The sequence below is a fragment of the Streptomyces sp. 3330 genome, from assembly GCF_031456635.1.
Lineage (GTDB): Bacteria > Actinomycetota > Actinomycetes > Streptomycetales > Streptomycetaceae > Streptomyces.
The window spans coordinates 18,307-34,097 of record NZ_JAVDVA010000013.1 but is presented as its reverse complement, the minus strand read 5'-3'; the positions used below and the strand labels follow the sequence as shown (position 1 = coordinate 34,097).

Here is a 15,791-nt window from a genome sequence, read left to right as displayed (position 1 = left end):
CCGCCCCTGAGCCCACCCGCCCCGGCGGCGGCCGGAGATCACTGCCCGCGCAGCGGAACCGACACGTACGACGGGTCGTCCGCCGGCGAGGAGAAGGTCAGCCGCGCGCCGGACGGGTTGTGCTCGACGTAGAGCGGGTCGACCGTGTCGACGACCAGGGCGAGCCGGTGGCCCGCCGGGACGTCGTAGGCCGTGGAGACCAGGTCCAGGTCGAGACCGAACGGCTTGCCGGGCGTGTGCCCGTGGAAGGTGTACGGCGCGTGGGAGACCAGCTTGCCGAGGCCGAGCGGCCCCACGTCGTAGAGGTAGGCGACGAGGGTGCCGCTCTCCTCGGTCGGGGTGACGGTGGTGTGCAGCGTCGCGGTGCCGCGCACCTGCTGGGCGGTGGCGTACTTCCCGGACTGCCACACGGCGGCCCAGCGGCGGGGGAGCAGGGGGATCGAGGCCACCGGGGGCAGCTTCGCCACCTGGTCGAGGATGCTGGACAGGAAGACGATCCCGCCGTCCGCGCCCGAGTCCACGTCGGTGCGGATCGTGGTGGAGCCCGCGAGGTCGATCTTGTTGCGGGTCGCGGTCGCCGACTTCCAGTCCGGATAGCCCTCGTAACCGCTGGTGGAGCGGGACTTGAGCCGGACCGGCTGCTCGCGGTCGATGCCGTTGTCCTCGCCCTTGAGGTAGTGGTCGAACCAGCGCTCGGTGTCGTTCCACACGTCGTTGGGCAGCCCGAACAGGCCGGGGAGCTCGGCGGTCGCGTGGTCGCCGGGGCGGAACTCCAGGCGCTTCGGACCGGTCAGCCGCTCGTAGAAGGCGGCGGACTGGTTGGGCGGGAAGATCGTGTCGCCCCAGGCGCCGGCGAGCATGATCGCCGTGCCGTTCTTGTTGAGCCGGTCCAGGTAGGTGGCGGGGGAACGTTTCTGCCCCCAGGCGACGATCTCCTTCTCCTTCGACAGGTCGGAGGAGTAGAAGGCCGAGAAGACCTCCTGGGACTCGGCGCTGCGGCGGCCGGCGACGGTGCCGACGGTGTCGAGGACGGCGGCGGCCTGGACGTGCTGGGTGCGGCCGGAGTAGATCGAGTCGATCAGGTCGCCCCAGCCGCTGAGCGAGGCGACGGCCTTGACGCGCGGGTCGTGGGCGGCGGCCAGCAGGCTGATCCCGGCGCCGTACGAGACGCCCGCCATGCCGACGTGTGCCGGGTCGCTCGGGGTGTTCGCGAGCGCCCAGTCGACGACCTCGGCGGCGTCGGCGACATCGTGCGGCCCGGCGACGTCGATCTCGCCGCCGGACTGCCAGAAGCCGCGCACGTTGTAACTGAGCACCACATAACCGGAGTCGGCGAGGCGCCGGGCCTGGGCGAGGTACTCGACCTGCGGGAAGCCCCAGCTCGTCGGCAGCACGATCAGCGGGTGGCGGCGGGTGCCGTCGGCGGGGGTGACCACGTTGGCCTTCAGGACCGTTCCGCCGTCGCCCGCGATGTCGACGAAGCGGACGCCGCCGGTGGCGGCCTGCGCCGCGGGTGCCAGGCCCAGCATCCCGCCGGCGACGAGGGTCGCGGAGACGGCGCCCAGGGCGGTCGCGCGAAGGGCCATGCGGTGCGGTCGTCCCACGGGTCACTCCTCTTGCCTGCGTCATCGCAAAGTGACCCGACGGTAACCGTTCTGACCCCTCGGAGGTAACCGTCGGTAAGTTACGTGGCAGTAACAATTGGCGCGTCGGGAGCCGGGTCCGGCAGGGGGGTCTGGGCCGTCCGGGTCACGTCCTCGACCAGCTCGACCACATCGGGGCCGTACGCCTGGGAGTTGATGACCTTCAGGAGCAGTACGAAGGAGCCGTTCCCGTGTTTGCGGGCCAGCCGCTCGTGATTGCGGACCAGATAGCGGGTGGCGGCCTGGTTGTTGATCGCGCGCTGGCCGCAGAACAGGAACACCGGACGCGCGTCGCGCCGCCGGCCGGCGGTGAGCCGGGCCAGCAGGACGTACTCGGTGACGCCCGGCTCCATGCGGTGGTGCTCGCTGCCTATCTGGAACGCCAGCCGGTCCGGGCCCGGTTCGCGGTCGGTGTTGATGCGGACCCCGGGCAGCATGGCCTGGATGTGGGCCGCCATGCGCCGGTTCGACCCGGGGCCGCCGACGCAGAACTCCGTCCGCTCGCCGAAACCCTGCCGGGCCGCGTCCTGCGTGACCACCTCGGCGCCCGCGCCGCAGTCCTTGATGAGCGCGGAGAGCTCCAGGAGCGCGAACACGTCGTGGCGGTGCACCGCGAGGTCGGGGCTGCCCGCGTCACGGTTGACGACCAGCAGGCACTCCGAGTTCTCCGGCAGCCCGAAGAAGGCCTGCTTGCGCCGGAGCCGGCGCTTCCACAGGTAGGTGCGGGCCAGCCAGCCGAGCGCGGCACTGATGCCGGCCGCGACCACGCCCAGGACGATGTTGCGCACGTCGTCGTTCATGGGCGCGCATGCTAGCGGGCGAGCGCGGCCGGGGCGTACCCGTGTTCGAGGTGTGGCAGTCGTATGACAGTGCCCGGAAGGAGGCTGTCGGGGCCCCGGGAATCTGGTTACGCTGCGCGGACGTTCCTGGACTGGAGGTACGGATGCGTCGCCCTGTCGCGCGGAAACTGTCGGTCCTGGCGGTCTCGGCCGCCGTGGTCACGGTGGGGGCCGCGGCGCCACCCGCCGCCGGGAGAGCCCCTGTTGCGAAGGTCCCGGTCGCCGTCGGCTACGGCGGCGCCGTGGCCAGCGTCGACGCGGACGCCTCCGCGGCCGGCATCGAGGTGCTCCGCAAGGGCGGCAACGCCGTCGACGCGGCCGTGGCCACCGCGGCCGCCCTCGGCGTCACCGAGCCCTACTCCTCCGGCATCGGCGGGGGCGGCTACTTCGTCTACTACGACGCCGACTCCCGTGCGGTGCACACCATCGACGGCCGGGAGACCGCGCCGCTGACCGCCGACTCCGGTCTCTTCCTGGAGAACGGCAAGCCGCTCGCCTTCGCGGACGCCGTCAGCAGCGGTCTGGGCGTCGGCACGCCGGGGACGCCCGCCACCTGGGCGACCGCGCTGCGGGAGTGGGGCAGCGAGAAGCTCGGCACGGTCCTGAAGCCCGCCCAGCGCCTCGCCCGCGAGGGCTTCACCGTCGACGACACCTTCCGCACCCAGACCGCCGCCAACGAGACCCGCTTCCGGTACTTCCCCGACACCGCGGAGCTGTTCCTGCCCGGCGGTCGACTCCCCGTCGTGGGATCGACGTTCAAGAACCCCGACCTCGCCCGGACCTACGGGGAGCTGGCCCGCAAGGGAGTGGGCGCGCTCTACCGCGGCGACCTCGGCGAGGACATCGTCGACACGGTCAACAAGCCGCCCGTGGACCCGGCTTCGGGCTGGAACGCCCGGCCGGGCGAGCTGTCCGCCGAGGACCTCGCGGCCTACCGCGCCACACTCCAGGCGCCCACGAAGACCTCGTACCGCGGGCTGGGCGTCTACTCCATCGCGCCCTCGTCCTCGGGCGGCACGACGGTCGGCGAGGCCCTCAACATCCTGGAGAGGACGGACCTGTCGAAGGCGAGTGAGGTCCAGTACCTGCACCACTACCTCGAAGCCGGCCGCATCGCGTTCGCCGACCGCGGGCGCTGGGTCGGCGACCCCGCCTTCGAGGACGTCCCCACGAAGCAGCTGCTGTCGCAGAAGTACGCCGACTCCCGCGCCTGCCTCATCAAGGACGACGCGGTCCTCACCAGCCCGGTGGCGCCCGGCGACCCGCGGAACCCGGCCGCCTGCGCCACCGGCGGCACCGCCGCTCCGACGACGTACGAGGGCGAGAACACCACGCACCTCACCGTCGCCGACAAGTGGGGCAACGTGGTCTCCTACACGCTCACCATCGAACAGACCGGCGGCAGCGGCATCACCGTGCCCGGCCGCGGCTTCCTCCTCAACAACGAGCTCACGGACTTCTCCTTCGCCCCCGCCAACCCCGCCGTCCACGACCCGAACCTGCCCGGCCCGGGCAAGCGGCCGCGCTCGTCGATCTCGCCGACGATCGTGCTCGACCGCCACGGCAGGCCGGTGGTGGCGCTGGGCTCGCCCGGCGGCGCGACCATCATCACCACCGTGCTGCAGACCCTGACCGGGTTCCTCGACCGCGGACTGCCGCTCGTCGACGCGATCGCCGCCCCGCGGGCCAGCCAGCGCAACGCCGCCCAGACGGAGCTGGAGCCCGCGCTCTACGACGACACCAGCCCCGGCGGGCTGCGGGCCCGGCTGGAGGCCATCGGGCACTCCTTCAAGCTCAACCCCGAGATCGGCGCGGCGACCGGCGTGCAGCGGCTGCCGAACGGCAAGTGGCTGGCCGCCGCGGAGACCGTACGGCGCGGCGGCGGCTCGGCACAGGTGGTGCGACCGGCGCCCTAGCAGCCTCGGTCCGGGCGCGCCGCGGGTCGGGCGCGCCCGCCCCGAGGTGCTGAGGCGCTCAGGTGCTCAGAGTTCGGGGGCGGGCGGTCCGCCGGTGTGCGTGCGGAACGCGAGCCGCCCGTCCTCGACCTCCACCGTCACCCGGTCGCCCTCCGCGACCCGCCCGTCGAGCAGCAGCCGGGACAGCTGGTTGTCGACCTCGCGCTGGATCGTGCGGCGCAGCGGGCGGGCGCCGTACTCGGGCTGGTAGCCGCGCTCGGCGAGCCAGTCGACGGCCGCGTCGGTGAACTCGGCCGTGATGCCCCGGGCCTGCACGAGTTGCCGTGTCCGTTCCAGCAGCAGGTCCGTGATCCGCCGCAGTTGCTCACCCGTCAGCTGCCGGAACACGACGATCTCGTCGATCCGGTTGAGGAACTCCGGACGGAAGTGCTCGCGCAGCGGCCGCAGGATCTGCTCGCGCCGTGCCTCCTCGTCGGCGTCCGCGCCCCCCGAGCCGAAGCCGATGGCGGCGCCGCGCCGTGTGATCGCCTCCGAACCCAGGTTGCTGGTCATCACGATGACCGTGTTGGTGAAGTCGACCGTGCGTCCCTGGGAGTCGGTCAGCCGGCCGTCGTCGAGGACCTGGAGCAGGATGTTGAAGACGTCCGGATGCGCCTTCTCCACCTCGTCGAGCAGGAGCAGCGAGTACGGGTGACGGCGCACGGTCTCCGTCAGCTGCCCGGCCTCCTCGTGGCCGACGTAGCCGGGCGGGGCGCCGACCAGACGGCTCACGGTGTGCCGCTCCTGGTACTCGCTCATGTCGAGCCGGACCATGCGCTCCTCGCTGCCGAACAGCGACTCGGCGAGCGCGCGCGCCAGTTCGGTCTTGCCGACGCCGGTCGGGCCGAGGAACAGGAAGCTGCCGATCGGCCGGTCCGGGCTGGCGAGCCCGGCGCGCGAGCGCAGCACGGCGTCCGCGACGACCCGTACGGCCTCCTCCTGGCCGACGACCCGCTCGTGCAGGTGCTCCTCCAGGGCCAGCAGGCGGTCCTTCTCCTCCTGGGTGAGGCTGGCGACCGGGATGCCCGTCTGCCGGGACACCACCTCGGCGATCGCCTCCGCGGTGACCTCCAGGTGCCGGCCCTCGTCGGAGGTGACCTCGCCGGTCGCCTCCTCGATGCGCTGCTTCAACTCGACGATGCGGTCCCGCAGCCGGGTGGCCTGCTCGTACTGCTCGTCCGCGACCGCCTGGTCCTTGTCACGGGCCAGTTCCTCGGCCTCGCGCTCCATCGCCCGTACGTCCGCACCCTTGGTGCGGGCTCCGAGCCGCACCCGGGCGCCGGCCTGGTCGACGAGGTCGATCGCCTTGTCGGGCAGCCGGCGGTCGGTGAGATAGCGGTCGGACAGCTGCACGGCCGCGACGAGCGCCTCGTCGGTGTACCGGACCTGGTGGTGGGCCTCGTAGCGGTCGCGCAGCCCGCGCAGGATCTCCAGCGCGTCCGCGACGGACGGCTCCGGGACCAGGATCGGCTGGAAGCGGCGGGCGAGCGCCGCGTCCTTCTCGATCCGCCGGTACTCCTCCAGCGTGGTCGCGCCCACGATGTGCAGTTCGCCGCGGGCCAGGGCGGGCTTGAGGATGTTGCCCGCGTCCATCGACCCGCCTTCGCCGCCACCGCCCGCGCCGACCACCGTGTGCAGTTCGTCGATGAAGACGATCAGCTGGTCGGAGTGCGCGCGGATCTCGTCGACGATGGTGTTCAGCCGCTCCTCGAAGTCACCGCGGTAGCGGGTGCCCGCGACCACGGCCGTCAGGTCCAGGGCGACCACGCGCCGCGCGACGAGGACGTCGGGCACGTCCCCGTCCGCGATGCGCTGGGCCAGTCCCTCGACGATGGCGGTCTTGCCGACGCCGGCGTCACCGATCAGCACCGGGTTGTTCTTGCCGCGCCGGGAGAGCACCTCGATGGTCTGCTCGATCTCGTCGTCGCGGCCGATCACCGGGTCGATCCGGCCCTGGCGGGCCAGCTCGGTGAGGTCCGTGCCGTACTTGTCCAGGGTGGGCGTGCCGGTGGGGCGCTGCGGGTCACCGGGACGGGGCGCCTGCGCGGTGTCCGGCTCGTCGTTCGGCAGGCCCGAGGCGGCGAAGCGGGCCGCGTTGAGGATGTGCCCGGCCGCCGAGTCCGGGTTCGAGGCGAGGGCGCTGAGCACGTGCTCCGGGCCGATGTAGCCGGCGCCGCGCGAGCGGGCCAGGTCGTGCGCGTCCAGCAGCGCCCGTTTGGCGGCCGGGGTCAGCGACAGGGACGTGGGCGGAGGCACCTCGCCCGGCGGATGCTGGACCGGGCCCGAGCGCTCGTCGATCTCCGACGCGAGGGTCTCGGGGTCGGCGCCCGCCCGGCTGAGCAGCGAGCGGGTGGGCTCCGCGCCGAGCGCCGCGCGCAGCAGATGCTCGGTGTCCAGATCGCGGCTGCCGTGCTCGGCCGCGTACTGGGCCGCGTCGCGCACGAGCTCCCGCGCGGGCCGGCTGAGGAGCTGGCCGATGTTGATCTGCCGGGGGCCGGGGCGGGGCCCGCCGAAGAAGCGGGCCAGGAACTCGCCGAAGGGGTCGCCGTACCCCTCCGGATGGGAGAAGCCGCTGGTCATGGCGTTCCGTTCGATCGACTTGCGCTGCCGGTGCGGACGGGGGCCCGGTCCGTGCCGGGCTACACCACGATGGCACGATCCGCAGGCCGCGGCATGTCCTGGAGCCCGCGGCCGCCCGGGGGACCGGGGGGCGCGCGGGCCCGCTCGGCGGTCTCGGCCGGCCGGACATCCGCCGGTCGCGGGGCGCCCGCGGTACAGCTGATCGCGGCGTCGCCGGCCCAGCCGTCGGGCGTGGCGCCGAAGCCGGCCGGGAGGGGAGCGCTGTCGCGCAGCCGGTATCCGGCGGGGATGCCGTGCGCGATCGCGTCGTCCACGGACGCGCAGAGCGTGCCGATTACGGTACCGGTATTAGAATGGCCGCATGGTACGCACCCCCCTCACCCCGGAAGAGCGCGAGCGCGGCGAACGGCTCGGGCTGCTGCTGCGCGAGGCCCGCCGCGGCCGGAGCATGGCCGACGTGGCGGCGAGCGCCGGCATCTCCGCCGAGACCCTCCGCAAGATCGAGACCGGCCGCGCCCCCACCCCGGCGTTCTTCACCGTCGCCGCGCTCGCCCGCGTGCTCGGCCTGTCGATGGACGAGCTGGCGGGGCTGTGCGTCCCCGCCCCCGCGTGACACCCTGGGGTCGCTGTCCGCGCCCGGCCGGGTTCACGCGCACGTCGTCGCGTCGGTTTCGAAAACCGGCTGTAGCCGCGCTGTAACACGATGGGTGTTCTCTACGAACCGGAGTGTTCCGGTCGGGGCGGGAGTCGAGCGATGGCTGTGGATCAACTCCCGGGCCAGGTACGGGAGTTCGCGAGCTACCTGAACGGTCTGCTGTCGCGCCTCGATCAGGGCGCCGGCTGGTGCGCGGTGTTCTGGCAACGCGATCCCGACGGCATGCGGGCCTGCCTCGACGGGCGCGAGGTGCCGCCCTGGGACGTGGTGGAGGCGGTGCTCCAGGACCTGGCCGCGGAGTACGGGGCCGCCGTCGCCGAACAGCAGGCGGCTCGGGTCCGGCCGCTGCACGCCGCCGCCCTCGTCGCCCACGACGCCCGGCCCGGCGGCCGTGACGCCCTCGGGGACCGGCTCGACGTGATGCTCCGCGAACAGCGCTACGCCGCCGAACGGCTGGCCGAGCTGGGGCGCAGGCTGCCGTCCGCGGCCACCCACGAGCAGGCCGAGGCCATCCGGCTCGACCTCGCCTGGGCCCACGACGACCACGAACGGGCGACCGCGCGCTGCGCCGAACTCCGCTCCCGGATCGCGGCGTCGGACCGCCTCCCGCCGCCCGCAGCCGGCCCCCGTCCCGCCCGGCGCACCACCGCCGACCCGTCCCGCGAGACCGCCGCCGGGTACGGCACTCCCGCCGGGTACGCGGCGCCTGACGGAGACGCCGACCCCGCCGGGTTCACCGACCCGGCCCCGTACGCCGACCCTGCCCGGTACGAAGCCGCTGCCGGGTCCGGTGCCGCCGGGCCCGCGGCCGGGCGGCCTGGCGACGCCTACGAGGACGAGGCGCCGGCGGCCGAGGCCCCCGCCGCCCGGCCCGCTCCCCCCGAGGACCCGCCCGCCCCGGCCACCGTCCCCAAGCAGCGCAAGCGCCGCCGCGGCAGCGCCCGTTTCGCCGGGATGGCCGAGGAGGAGGACGCCGCCTCCGTCGCCGTACCGCCCGACGCCGAACCCGTGACGCCCGCGCCCGCCCCGACCGGGCGACGCACCCCGCGCGGCGCCCGCTTCGCCGGGGCCGCCACCGAGAGCGCCGGGCGCCCCGAGCCGCGCCGCGAAGCGCTGGACACGGCGGCCCGGCGGGAGACCGTCGAGACGGTCGAACGGCTGGTGCGCCTGCGCGGCGAGGGCCGCAGCGGCGAGGCGCACGCCCTGCTGGCCGAGCTCGCCTCCTGGCCGGCCGCCCGCATCCCGCTGCTCGCGGCCGAACTCCGGCGCGCCGGGCTCACCGCCGACTGGACCACCCTGCTCTGGGAGGCCGCCTCCCTCCCCGCCGACCGGCTCGTCGCCGCGGCCGACGCGCTGGTCGCGGTGGGACGCACGGCGGACGGCGAGCAGATCCTGCGCCAGGGCGTCGCCCGCCCGGCCGCCGAGATCGGACAGGCCGTCCTCGGTCTGGTCGAGGAGGGCAGACGCCGCGAGGTCCGCGCGCTGCTCGACGCCTACGTCCGCGTCCGCACCCCCGAGGAGGCCGCCCGCAGCGTCGCCCCGGCCCCCGAGACCCTCGTGCCCCTCGTGCTGGAGGCCGCCCGGGGCGTCTCGGAGGAACGCCACTGGGACCTCGTGCACGCCCTCAGGGTCGCCGGCTTCACCGCCTGACCCGGGGCGCCCTCTTACGCCGTACGCCCCGCGACTCACCCACCGGAGTGTGAAACGCGATCGACTCGGCGGGTTAACGACGATGGTCTTGGCAAGCCCGTCCCGGAGGCTTACGTTCGTCCCTCTACGACCTTCGTCTACGGGCGTAGAGGCTCTGACGTCCCGTCGAAGGAGCAGCTCATGGCCAACGTCGTACGTGCCGCACTGGTCCAGGCCACCTGGACCGGCGACACCGAGTCCATGGTGGCGAAACACGAGGAGCACGCCCGCGAGGCGGCCCGCCGGGGCGCGAAGATCATCGGGTTCCAGGAGGTCTTCAACGCTCCCTACTTCTGTCAGGTCCAGGAGCCGGAGCACTATCGCTGGGCCGAACCGGTGCCCGACGGGCCGACCGTGCGCCGTATGCAGGAACTCGCCCGCGAGACCGGCATGGTCGTCGTCGTGCCGGTCTTCGAGATCGAGCAGTCCGGTTTCTACTACAACACCGCCGCCGTGATCGACGCCGACGGCTCGTACCTCGGCAAATACCGGAAGCACCACATCCCGCAGGTAAAGGGTTTCTGGGAGAAGTACTACTTCAAGCCCGGCAACCTCGGCTGGCCCGTCTTCGACACGGCCGTCGGCAAGGTGGGCGTCTACATCTGCTACGACCGGCACTTCCCGGAGGGCTGGCGGCAACTCGGTCTCAACGGCGCCCAGCTGGTCTACAACCCGTCCGCCACCCACCGCGGCCTCTCCGCCCACCTCTGGCAGCTGGAGCAGCCCGCGGCCGCGGTCGCCAACGAGTACTTCGTCGCCGCGATCAACCGGGTCGGCGTCGAGGAGTACGGGGACAACGACTTCTACGGGACGTCGTACTTCGTCGACCCGCGCGGGAAGTTCGTCGGCGAGGTCGCGAGCGACAAGGACGAGGAACTCGTCGTCCGTGACCTCGACTTCGACCTGGTCGAGGAGGTCCGGCAGCAGTGGGCCTTCTACCGCGACCGCCGTCCCGACGCCTACGAGGGGCTGGTGCAGCCGTGAGCGAACTCCACGCCCGCCACCGCAGGGTCCTGCCGGACTGGCTCGCCCTCTACTACGAGGACCCGCTGGAGATCACCCACGGCGAGGGCCGGCACGTCTGGGACGCCGAGGGCAACACGTACCTCGACTTCTTCGGCGGCATCCTCACCACCATGACCGCGCACGCGCTGCCCGAGGTCACCAAGGCGGTGAGCGAGCAGGCCGGGCGGATCATCCACTCCTCGACCCTGTATCTCAACCGGCCCATGGTCGAACTCGCCGAGCGCATCGCCCACATCAGCGGCATCCCCGACGCCCGCGTCTTCTTCACCACCTCGGGCACCGAGGCCAACGACACGGCGCTGCTGCTCGCCACCACCCACCGGCGCAGCAACACCGTCCTCGCGATGCGCAACAGTTACCACGGGCGTTCCTTCAGCGCGGTCGGCATCACCGGCAACCGCGGCTGGTCACCGACCTCGCTGTCCCCGCTCCAGACCCTCTACGTGCACGGCGGGGTACGCGGACGCGGCCCGTTCGCCGGTCTCGGCGACGCCGCGTTCATCGAGGCCTGCGTCGAGGACCTGAGGGACCTGCTCGGGCACACCCGTCCGCCGGCCGCCCTGATCGCCGAACCCATCCAGGGGGTCGGCGGGTTCACCTCGCCGCCGGACGGGCTGTACGCGGCGTTCCGTGAAGTGCTGGACGAACACGGGATCCTGTGGATCGCCGACGAGGTGCAGACCGGCTGGGGCCGCACCGGCGAGCACTTCTGGGGCTGGCAGGCGCACGGGCGCAGCGGACCGCCGGACATCGTCACCTTCGCCAAGGGCATCGGCAACGGCACCTCCATCGGCGGCGTCATCGCCCGTTCCGAGATCATGAACTGCCTGGACGCCAACAGCATCTCGACGTTCGGCGGCACCCAGGTCACCATGGCGGCCGGTCTCGCCAACCTCTCCTACCTGCTGGAGCACGACCTCCAGGGCAACGCCCGGCGGGTCGGCGGCCTGCTCATCGAGCGGCTGCGGGCCGTCGCCGCCCAGGACCCCGGGGTACGGGAGGTGCGCGGGCGCGGGCTGATGATCGGCGTCGAGCTGACGAAGCCCGGCACCGACACGGCCGACCCGGACCGGGCGGCCGCCGTGCTGGAGGCGGCCCGCGCCGGCGGGCTGCTGATCGGCAAGGGCGGCGGTCACGACACCAGCGCCCTGCGGATCGCCCCGCCGCTGTCCCTCACCGTCGCGGAGGCCGAGGAGGGCGCCGCGATCCTCGAAGGCGCGCTGAGGAGCACGCAGTAGCGCAGGCCTGAGCCAAGGGAACACCACACCATGACCATCACCCTGGAGCCCTGGGGGCCCGTAGAGCCCCTGGAACCCGCCCTGTCGGTCCGTCAGGTCCTGTCCCTGGAACGGGTGCTGGCCGGGGAGCCCGAGGTGGTGGCAGGCGCGGGCCAGCTCGACCGGCCGGTGCGCTGGGTGCACGTCGCCGAGGCCGCGGACGTCGGCGTGATGCTCAGCGGCGGCGAGATGGTCCTCACCACCGGGGTGCTGCTCGCCGGTGACGAGAACGCGCAGACCGAGTACATCCAGTCCCTGCACCGCGCGGAGGCCGCTGCCGTGGTGCTGGGACTGGGACGGGCGTTCCCCGCACCGCCGGACGGGATGCGGCGCGCCGCCGAGCGGTGCGGGCTGCCGATGGTCGTCCTCCACCGGCCCTTCCCCTTCGCCGAGTTGACGGAGGAGGTCCAGTCCCGGCTGGTCCGCCGCAAGTTCGCCGCCGTCAGTCTGTCGGAGGCGGTGCGGACCGCGCTCACCGGTCTGATCACCGCGGGCGCCCCGCTTCAGCTGCTGCTCGACGAGATCGCCCAGCACGCCGCCTGTCCCGTCGTCGTCACCAACCTCGCCCACCGGGTGCTGGCGACGGCGGGGGAGCGGTCCGCGGTCGACGACGTGCTGCGGGACTGGGAACGCATCGCCCGCCAGGCCGGCGGCAGCGAGGGCGACGGCTGGATCCGCGCCGAGCTGGGCGGACGCGGCGAGCGGTGGGGGCAGATCATGCTCTGCGGCCACCGCGGCGACACCGCCGGCGGACGGCTCCTCGCCGACCGGGCCGCCGAGGCCCTCGTCCTGCACCGCATGCTCGGCGGCGCCTCCGCCCACACCTGGGAGGAGCAGTCGGCGCAGAGTCTGCTCACCGACCTGGTCTCCGGTGTCGTCCCGGCCCGGCAACTGCTGCCCCGGGCCCGGGCGGCCGGCCTCCCCGTCAACCGGCGCACCTTCGTCCCGCTCGTCGTCCGTGACGGCGACCCCGCCCAACTGGAGCGCATGCTGCGGCTGCTGGGGATGCCGGGGCTGGTCGCCGAGCTCGCCGACGGGGCCACCGCCGTGCTGCTCAGCCTCGCCCGCGACCAGGACGCGGAGGCGCTCGCCGCGCACTTCGCCGCCCGGCTGCGGACCGAGTCGGGGGAGAGCCATGCGGTCGTCGCGGCGGCCGCCCCGCGCACCGTCTGGGACGACGTGTCCGCCGGGCTGCGCGAGGCCCAGCATGTCGCGGACGCCGTGGCCGACTCCTCGGCCGCCCTCGACCTCCCGGCCGTCGTCCGCCTCAAGGACGTCCATCTGCGCGGCCTGGTACGGCTGCTGCGGGACGACCCGCGGGTGCAGTCCTTCGCCGAGCGGGAGCTGGACGGCCTGCTGTGCGCGGCGGGCGACGACCTGCTCGCCGTCCTGCGGACCTATCTCGCCACCGGGCGCAACAAGTCCCGCACCGCACAGCTCCACCATGTCTCGCGGCCCGCCCTGTACCGCCGGCTGGAGGCGATAGAGGGCCGGCTCGGCGTGGACCTCGACGACTTCGAACAGGCCGCCTCGGTGCACATCGCGCTGCTCGCGCACGACGCGCAACAGGGCTGACCGCGGACGGTCGGCAACAGCCCAGAAACATGGAACGACCAGGGAAAACGGTGGTGAAACATGGGTCCGGAAAGACGTGACACGGTGGCACGCCGGACGCCCCGAGGCGTGACACCGTGCCACTCAGAGCAGGCGCGCGGGCTTCCTAGGCTCCTCGTACACCGAGCGACCGGAGGTCCCGATGAGCAGAGTGATCCGTGCCGCCGTCTTCCAGACGGCCTGGACCGGCGACAAGGAATCGATGATCCAGGTCCACGAGCAGGCGGTCCGCGACGCGGCCGCGCAGGGCGCTCAGGTCCTGTGTTTCCAGGAGCTGTTCTACGGACCGTACTTCTGCCAGGTCCAGGACCCGCAGTTCTACGAGTACGCCGAGCAGATCCCGGACGGCCCGATCGTGAAGCGTTTCCAGGCGCTCGCCCGGGAGCACGGCATCGTCCTGGTGCTGCCGATGTACGAGGAGGAGCAGCCGGGCGTCCTGTACAACACCGCCGCCGTGATCGACGCGGACGGCTCGTACCTCGGCAAGTACCGCAAGCACCACATCCCGCAGGTGAAGGGATTCTGGGAGAAGTTCTACTTCCGGCCCGGGAACGTGGGCTGGCCCGTCTTCGACACGGCCGTCGGCAGGGTGGGCGTCTACATCTGCTACGACCGCCACTTCCCGGAGGGCTGGCGCGCGCTGGGGCTGGAGGGCGCCGAGATCGTCTTCAACCCCTCGGCGACCTCGCGCGGCCTGTCCGCCTACCTGTGGCAGCTGGAGCAGCCGGCGGCGGCCGTCGCCAACGAGTACTTCGTCGGCGCGATCAACCGGGTCGGCGTCGAGGAACTCGGCGACAACGACTTCTACGGGACCTCGTACTTCGTGGACCCGGAGGCCCAGTTCGTCGGCGAGGTGGCGAGCGACAAGGAGAGCGAACTCGTCGTCCGCGACCTCGACATGGCCAAGCTGCGCGAGGTCCGCGACCGCTGGCAGTTCTACCGGGACCGCCGCCCGGAGGCCTACGGCCCGCTGACCGCACCGTAAGACCCGAGGCCCCCGCGCCCCCGCCGGGGGCGCGGGGCAGCGTCCGTGTGCGGCTCCGCCGCGGGGCGCGACCGGCCTCGAACGACCCGCACGCCACGACCACAACCCAGCGGAGCGTCCACGCATGAGCACCCGTACCGTCATCCGCGGCGGCCTCGTCGTCACCGCGTCCGACGAGATCCACGCCGACGTCCTGATCGAGGACGGCCGTATCGCCGCCCTCGCCGCCTCCGGTACCACGGCCGCCGAGGCCTGGACCGCCGAGCGGGTCATCGACGCCACCGGGAAGTACGTGATCCCGGGCGGGGTCGACGCCCACACCCACATGGAGCTGCCCTTCGGCGGCACCTTCGCCTCCGACACCTTCGAGACCGGCACCCGGGCGGCCGCCTGGGGCGGCACGACGACGATCGTCGACTTCGCCGTGCAGAGCGTCGGACGCAGCCTGCGCGACGGGCTGGACGCCTGGCACGCGAAGGCCGAGGGCAACTGCGCGATCGACTACGGCTTCCACATGATCGTCTCCGACGTCAACCAGGACACCCTGAAGGAGATGGACCTGCTGGTGGAGGAGGGCGTCACCTCCTTCAAGCAGTTCATGGCCTATCCCGGCGTCTTCTACAGCGACGACGGCCAGATCCTGCGCGCCATGCAGCGCTCCGCCGAGAACGGCGGACTGATCATGATGCACGCGGAGAACGGCATCGCCATCGACGTCCTGGTCGAACAGGCGCTGGCCCGCGGCGAGACGGATCCGAGGTACCACGGCGAGGTCCGCAAGGCCCTCCTGGAGGCCGAGGCCACCCACCGCGCCATCAAGCTCGCGCAGGTCGCGGGTGCTCCGCTGTACGTCGTGCACGTATCGGCGATGGAAGCGGTTGCGGAACTGGCCCGGGCGCGCGACGAGGGGCTCAACGTCTTCGGCGAGACCTGTCCGCAGTACCTGTTCCTGTCGACGGACAACCTCGCCGAGCCCGACTTCGAGGGCTCGAAGTACGTCTGCTCGACGCCGCTGCGGCCCAAGGAGCACCAGGCCAAGCTGTGGCAGGGCCTGCGGACCAACGACCTCCAGGTCGTCTCCACCGACCACTGCCCCTTCTGCTTCGTGGGCCAGAAGGAGCTCGGCCGGGGCGACTTCTCGAAGATCCCCAACGGTCTGCCGGGGGTCGAGAACCGGATGGACCTGCTGCACCAGGCCGTCGTCGACGGGCACATCAGCCGCCGCCGCTGGATCGAGATCGCCTGCGCCACCCCGGCCCGCATGTTCGGCATGTACCCGAAGAAGGGCACCATCGCCCCGGGCGCCGACGCCGACGTCGTGATCTACGACCCGCACGCCGAGCAGATCGTCTCCGCGCAGACGCACCACATGAACGTCGACTACTCGGCCTACGAGGGCAAGCGGCTCACCGGCCGCGTCGAGACGGTCCTGTCGCGGGGCGAACTCGTCATCACCGAGCGGGAGTACACCGGACACGCCGGGCACGGCGCCTACACCCCGCGCTCCACCTGTCAGTACCTCAACTAG

11 protein-coding genes and 1 pseudogene are annotated in these 15,791 nt (G+C 72.7%); 8 read left to right on the top strand and 4 right to left on the bottom strand.

Annotation, left to right across the window (positions count from 1 at the left end; all coding sequences use genetic code 11):
- Positions 1-38 precede the first annotated feature (38 nt).
- Together J2X68_RS22050 and J2X68_RS22045 are read right to left on the bottom strand one after the other, a co-directional pair.
- Positions 39-1,586 carry a CocE/NonD family hydrolase gene (locus J2X68_RS22050; RefSeq protein WP_399040586.1) on the bottom strand — a complete coding sequence of 516 codons (1,548 nt, stop codon included), beginning with the start codon at positions 1,584-1,586 and terminating at the stop codon, positions 39-41.
- A 98-nt stretch (positions 1,587-1,684) separates the two neighbouring features.
- Complete coding sequence (locus tag J2X68_RS22045; RefSeq protein WP_310434251.1) at positions 1,685-2,443, bottom strand: hypothetical protein; 759 nt, start codon at positions 2,441-2,443, stop codon at positions 1,685-1,687.
- Positions 2,444-2,586: 143 nt separating this feature from the next.
- Between J2X68_RS22045 and ggt the strand changes: the two genes are divergently transcribed.
- Positions 2,587-4,398 carry a gamma-glutamyltransferase gene (gene ggt, locus J2X68_RS22040; RefSeq protein ID WP_310434250.1) on the top strand — a complete coding sequence of 604 codons (1,812 nt, stop codon included), beginning with the start codon at positions 2,587-2,589 and terminating at the stop codon, positions 4,396-4,398.
- 66 nt (positions 4,399-4,464) lie between these two features.
- On the opposite strand, the gene J2X68_RS22035 is transcribed toward ggt, so the two are convergent.
- The gene (locus J2X68_RS22035; protein WP_310434249.1) at positions 4,465-7,017 is read right to left on the bottom strand and encodes an ATP-dependent Clp protease ATP-binding subunit; all 2,553 of its coding nucleotides are present in this window, start codon (positions 7,015-7,017) and stop codon (positions 4,465-4,467) included.
- Between the two features lie 131 nt (positions 7,018-7,148).
- A pseudogene (locus J2X68_RS22030) lies at positions 7,149-7,343 on the bottom strand (type I methionyl aminopeptidase); the annotation flags it as partial.
- Between the two features lie 35 nt (positions 7,344-7,378).
- Between J2X68_RS22030 and J2X68_RS22025 the strand changes: the two are divergent.
- The 7 genes from J2X68_RS22025 (at position 7,379) to hydA (ending at position 15,791) form a co-directional block, all read left to right on the top strand.
- Positions 7,379-7,630, top strand: coding sequence for a helix-turn-helix transcriptional regulator (locus tag J2X68_RS22025; protein WP_310434248.1), 252 nt, complete (start codon positions 7,379-7,381; stop codon positions 7,628-7,630).
- A gap of 141 nt (positions 7,631-7,771) precedes the next feature.
- Positions 7,772-9,322: a hypothetical protein gene (locus J2X68_RS22020; RefSeq protein WP_310434247.1), complete on the top strand. Its 1,551-nt coding sequence runs from the start codon at positions 7,772-7,774 to the stop codon at positions 9,320-9,322.
- Between the two features lie 180 nt (positions 9,323-9,502).
- Positions 9,503-10,345, top strand: a complete 843-nt coding sequence (locus tag J2X68_RS22015; RefSeq protein WP_057606051.1) for a nitrilase-related carbon-nitrogen hydrolase — start codon at positions 9,503-9,505, stop codon at positions 10,343-10,345.
- A complete protein-coding gene (locus J2X68_RS22010; protein ID WP_310434246.1) occupies positions 10,342-11,625 on the top strand; it encodes an aspartate aminotransferase family protein in 1,284 nt (427 codons plus the stop codon). Before J2X68_RS22015 ends, J2X68_RS22010 begins: the two co-directional genes overlap by 4 nt.
- Before the next feature lie 30 nt (positions 11,626-11,655).
- Positions 11,656-13,239, top strand: coding sequence for a PucR family transcriptional regulator (locus J2X68_RS22005; protein WP_310434245.1), 1,584 nt, complete (start codon positions 11,656-11,658; stop codon positions 13,237-13,239).
- Positions 13,240-13,420: 181 nt separating this feature from the next.
- Positions 13,421-14,263, top strand: a complete 843-nt coding sequence (locus tag J2X68_RS22000) for a nitrilase-related carbon-nitrogen hydrolase (RefSeq protein WP_310434244.1) — start codon at positions 13,421-13,423, stop codon at positions 14,261-14,263.
- A gap of 124 nt (positions 14,264-14,387) precedes the next feature.
- Positions 14,388-15,791 carry a dihydropyrimidinase gene (gene hydA, locus J2X68_RS21995; protein WP_310434243.1) on the top strand — a complete coding sequence of 468 codons (1,404 nt, stop codon included), beginning with the start codon at positions 14,388-14,390 and terminating at the stop codon, positions 15,789-15,791.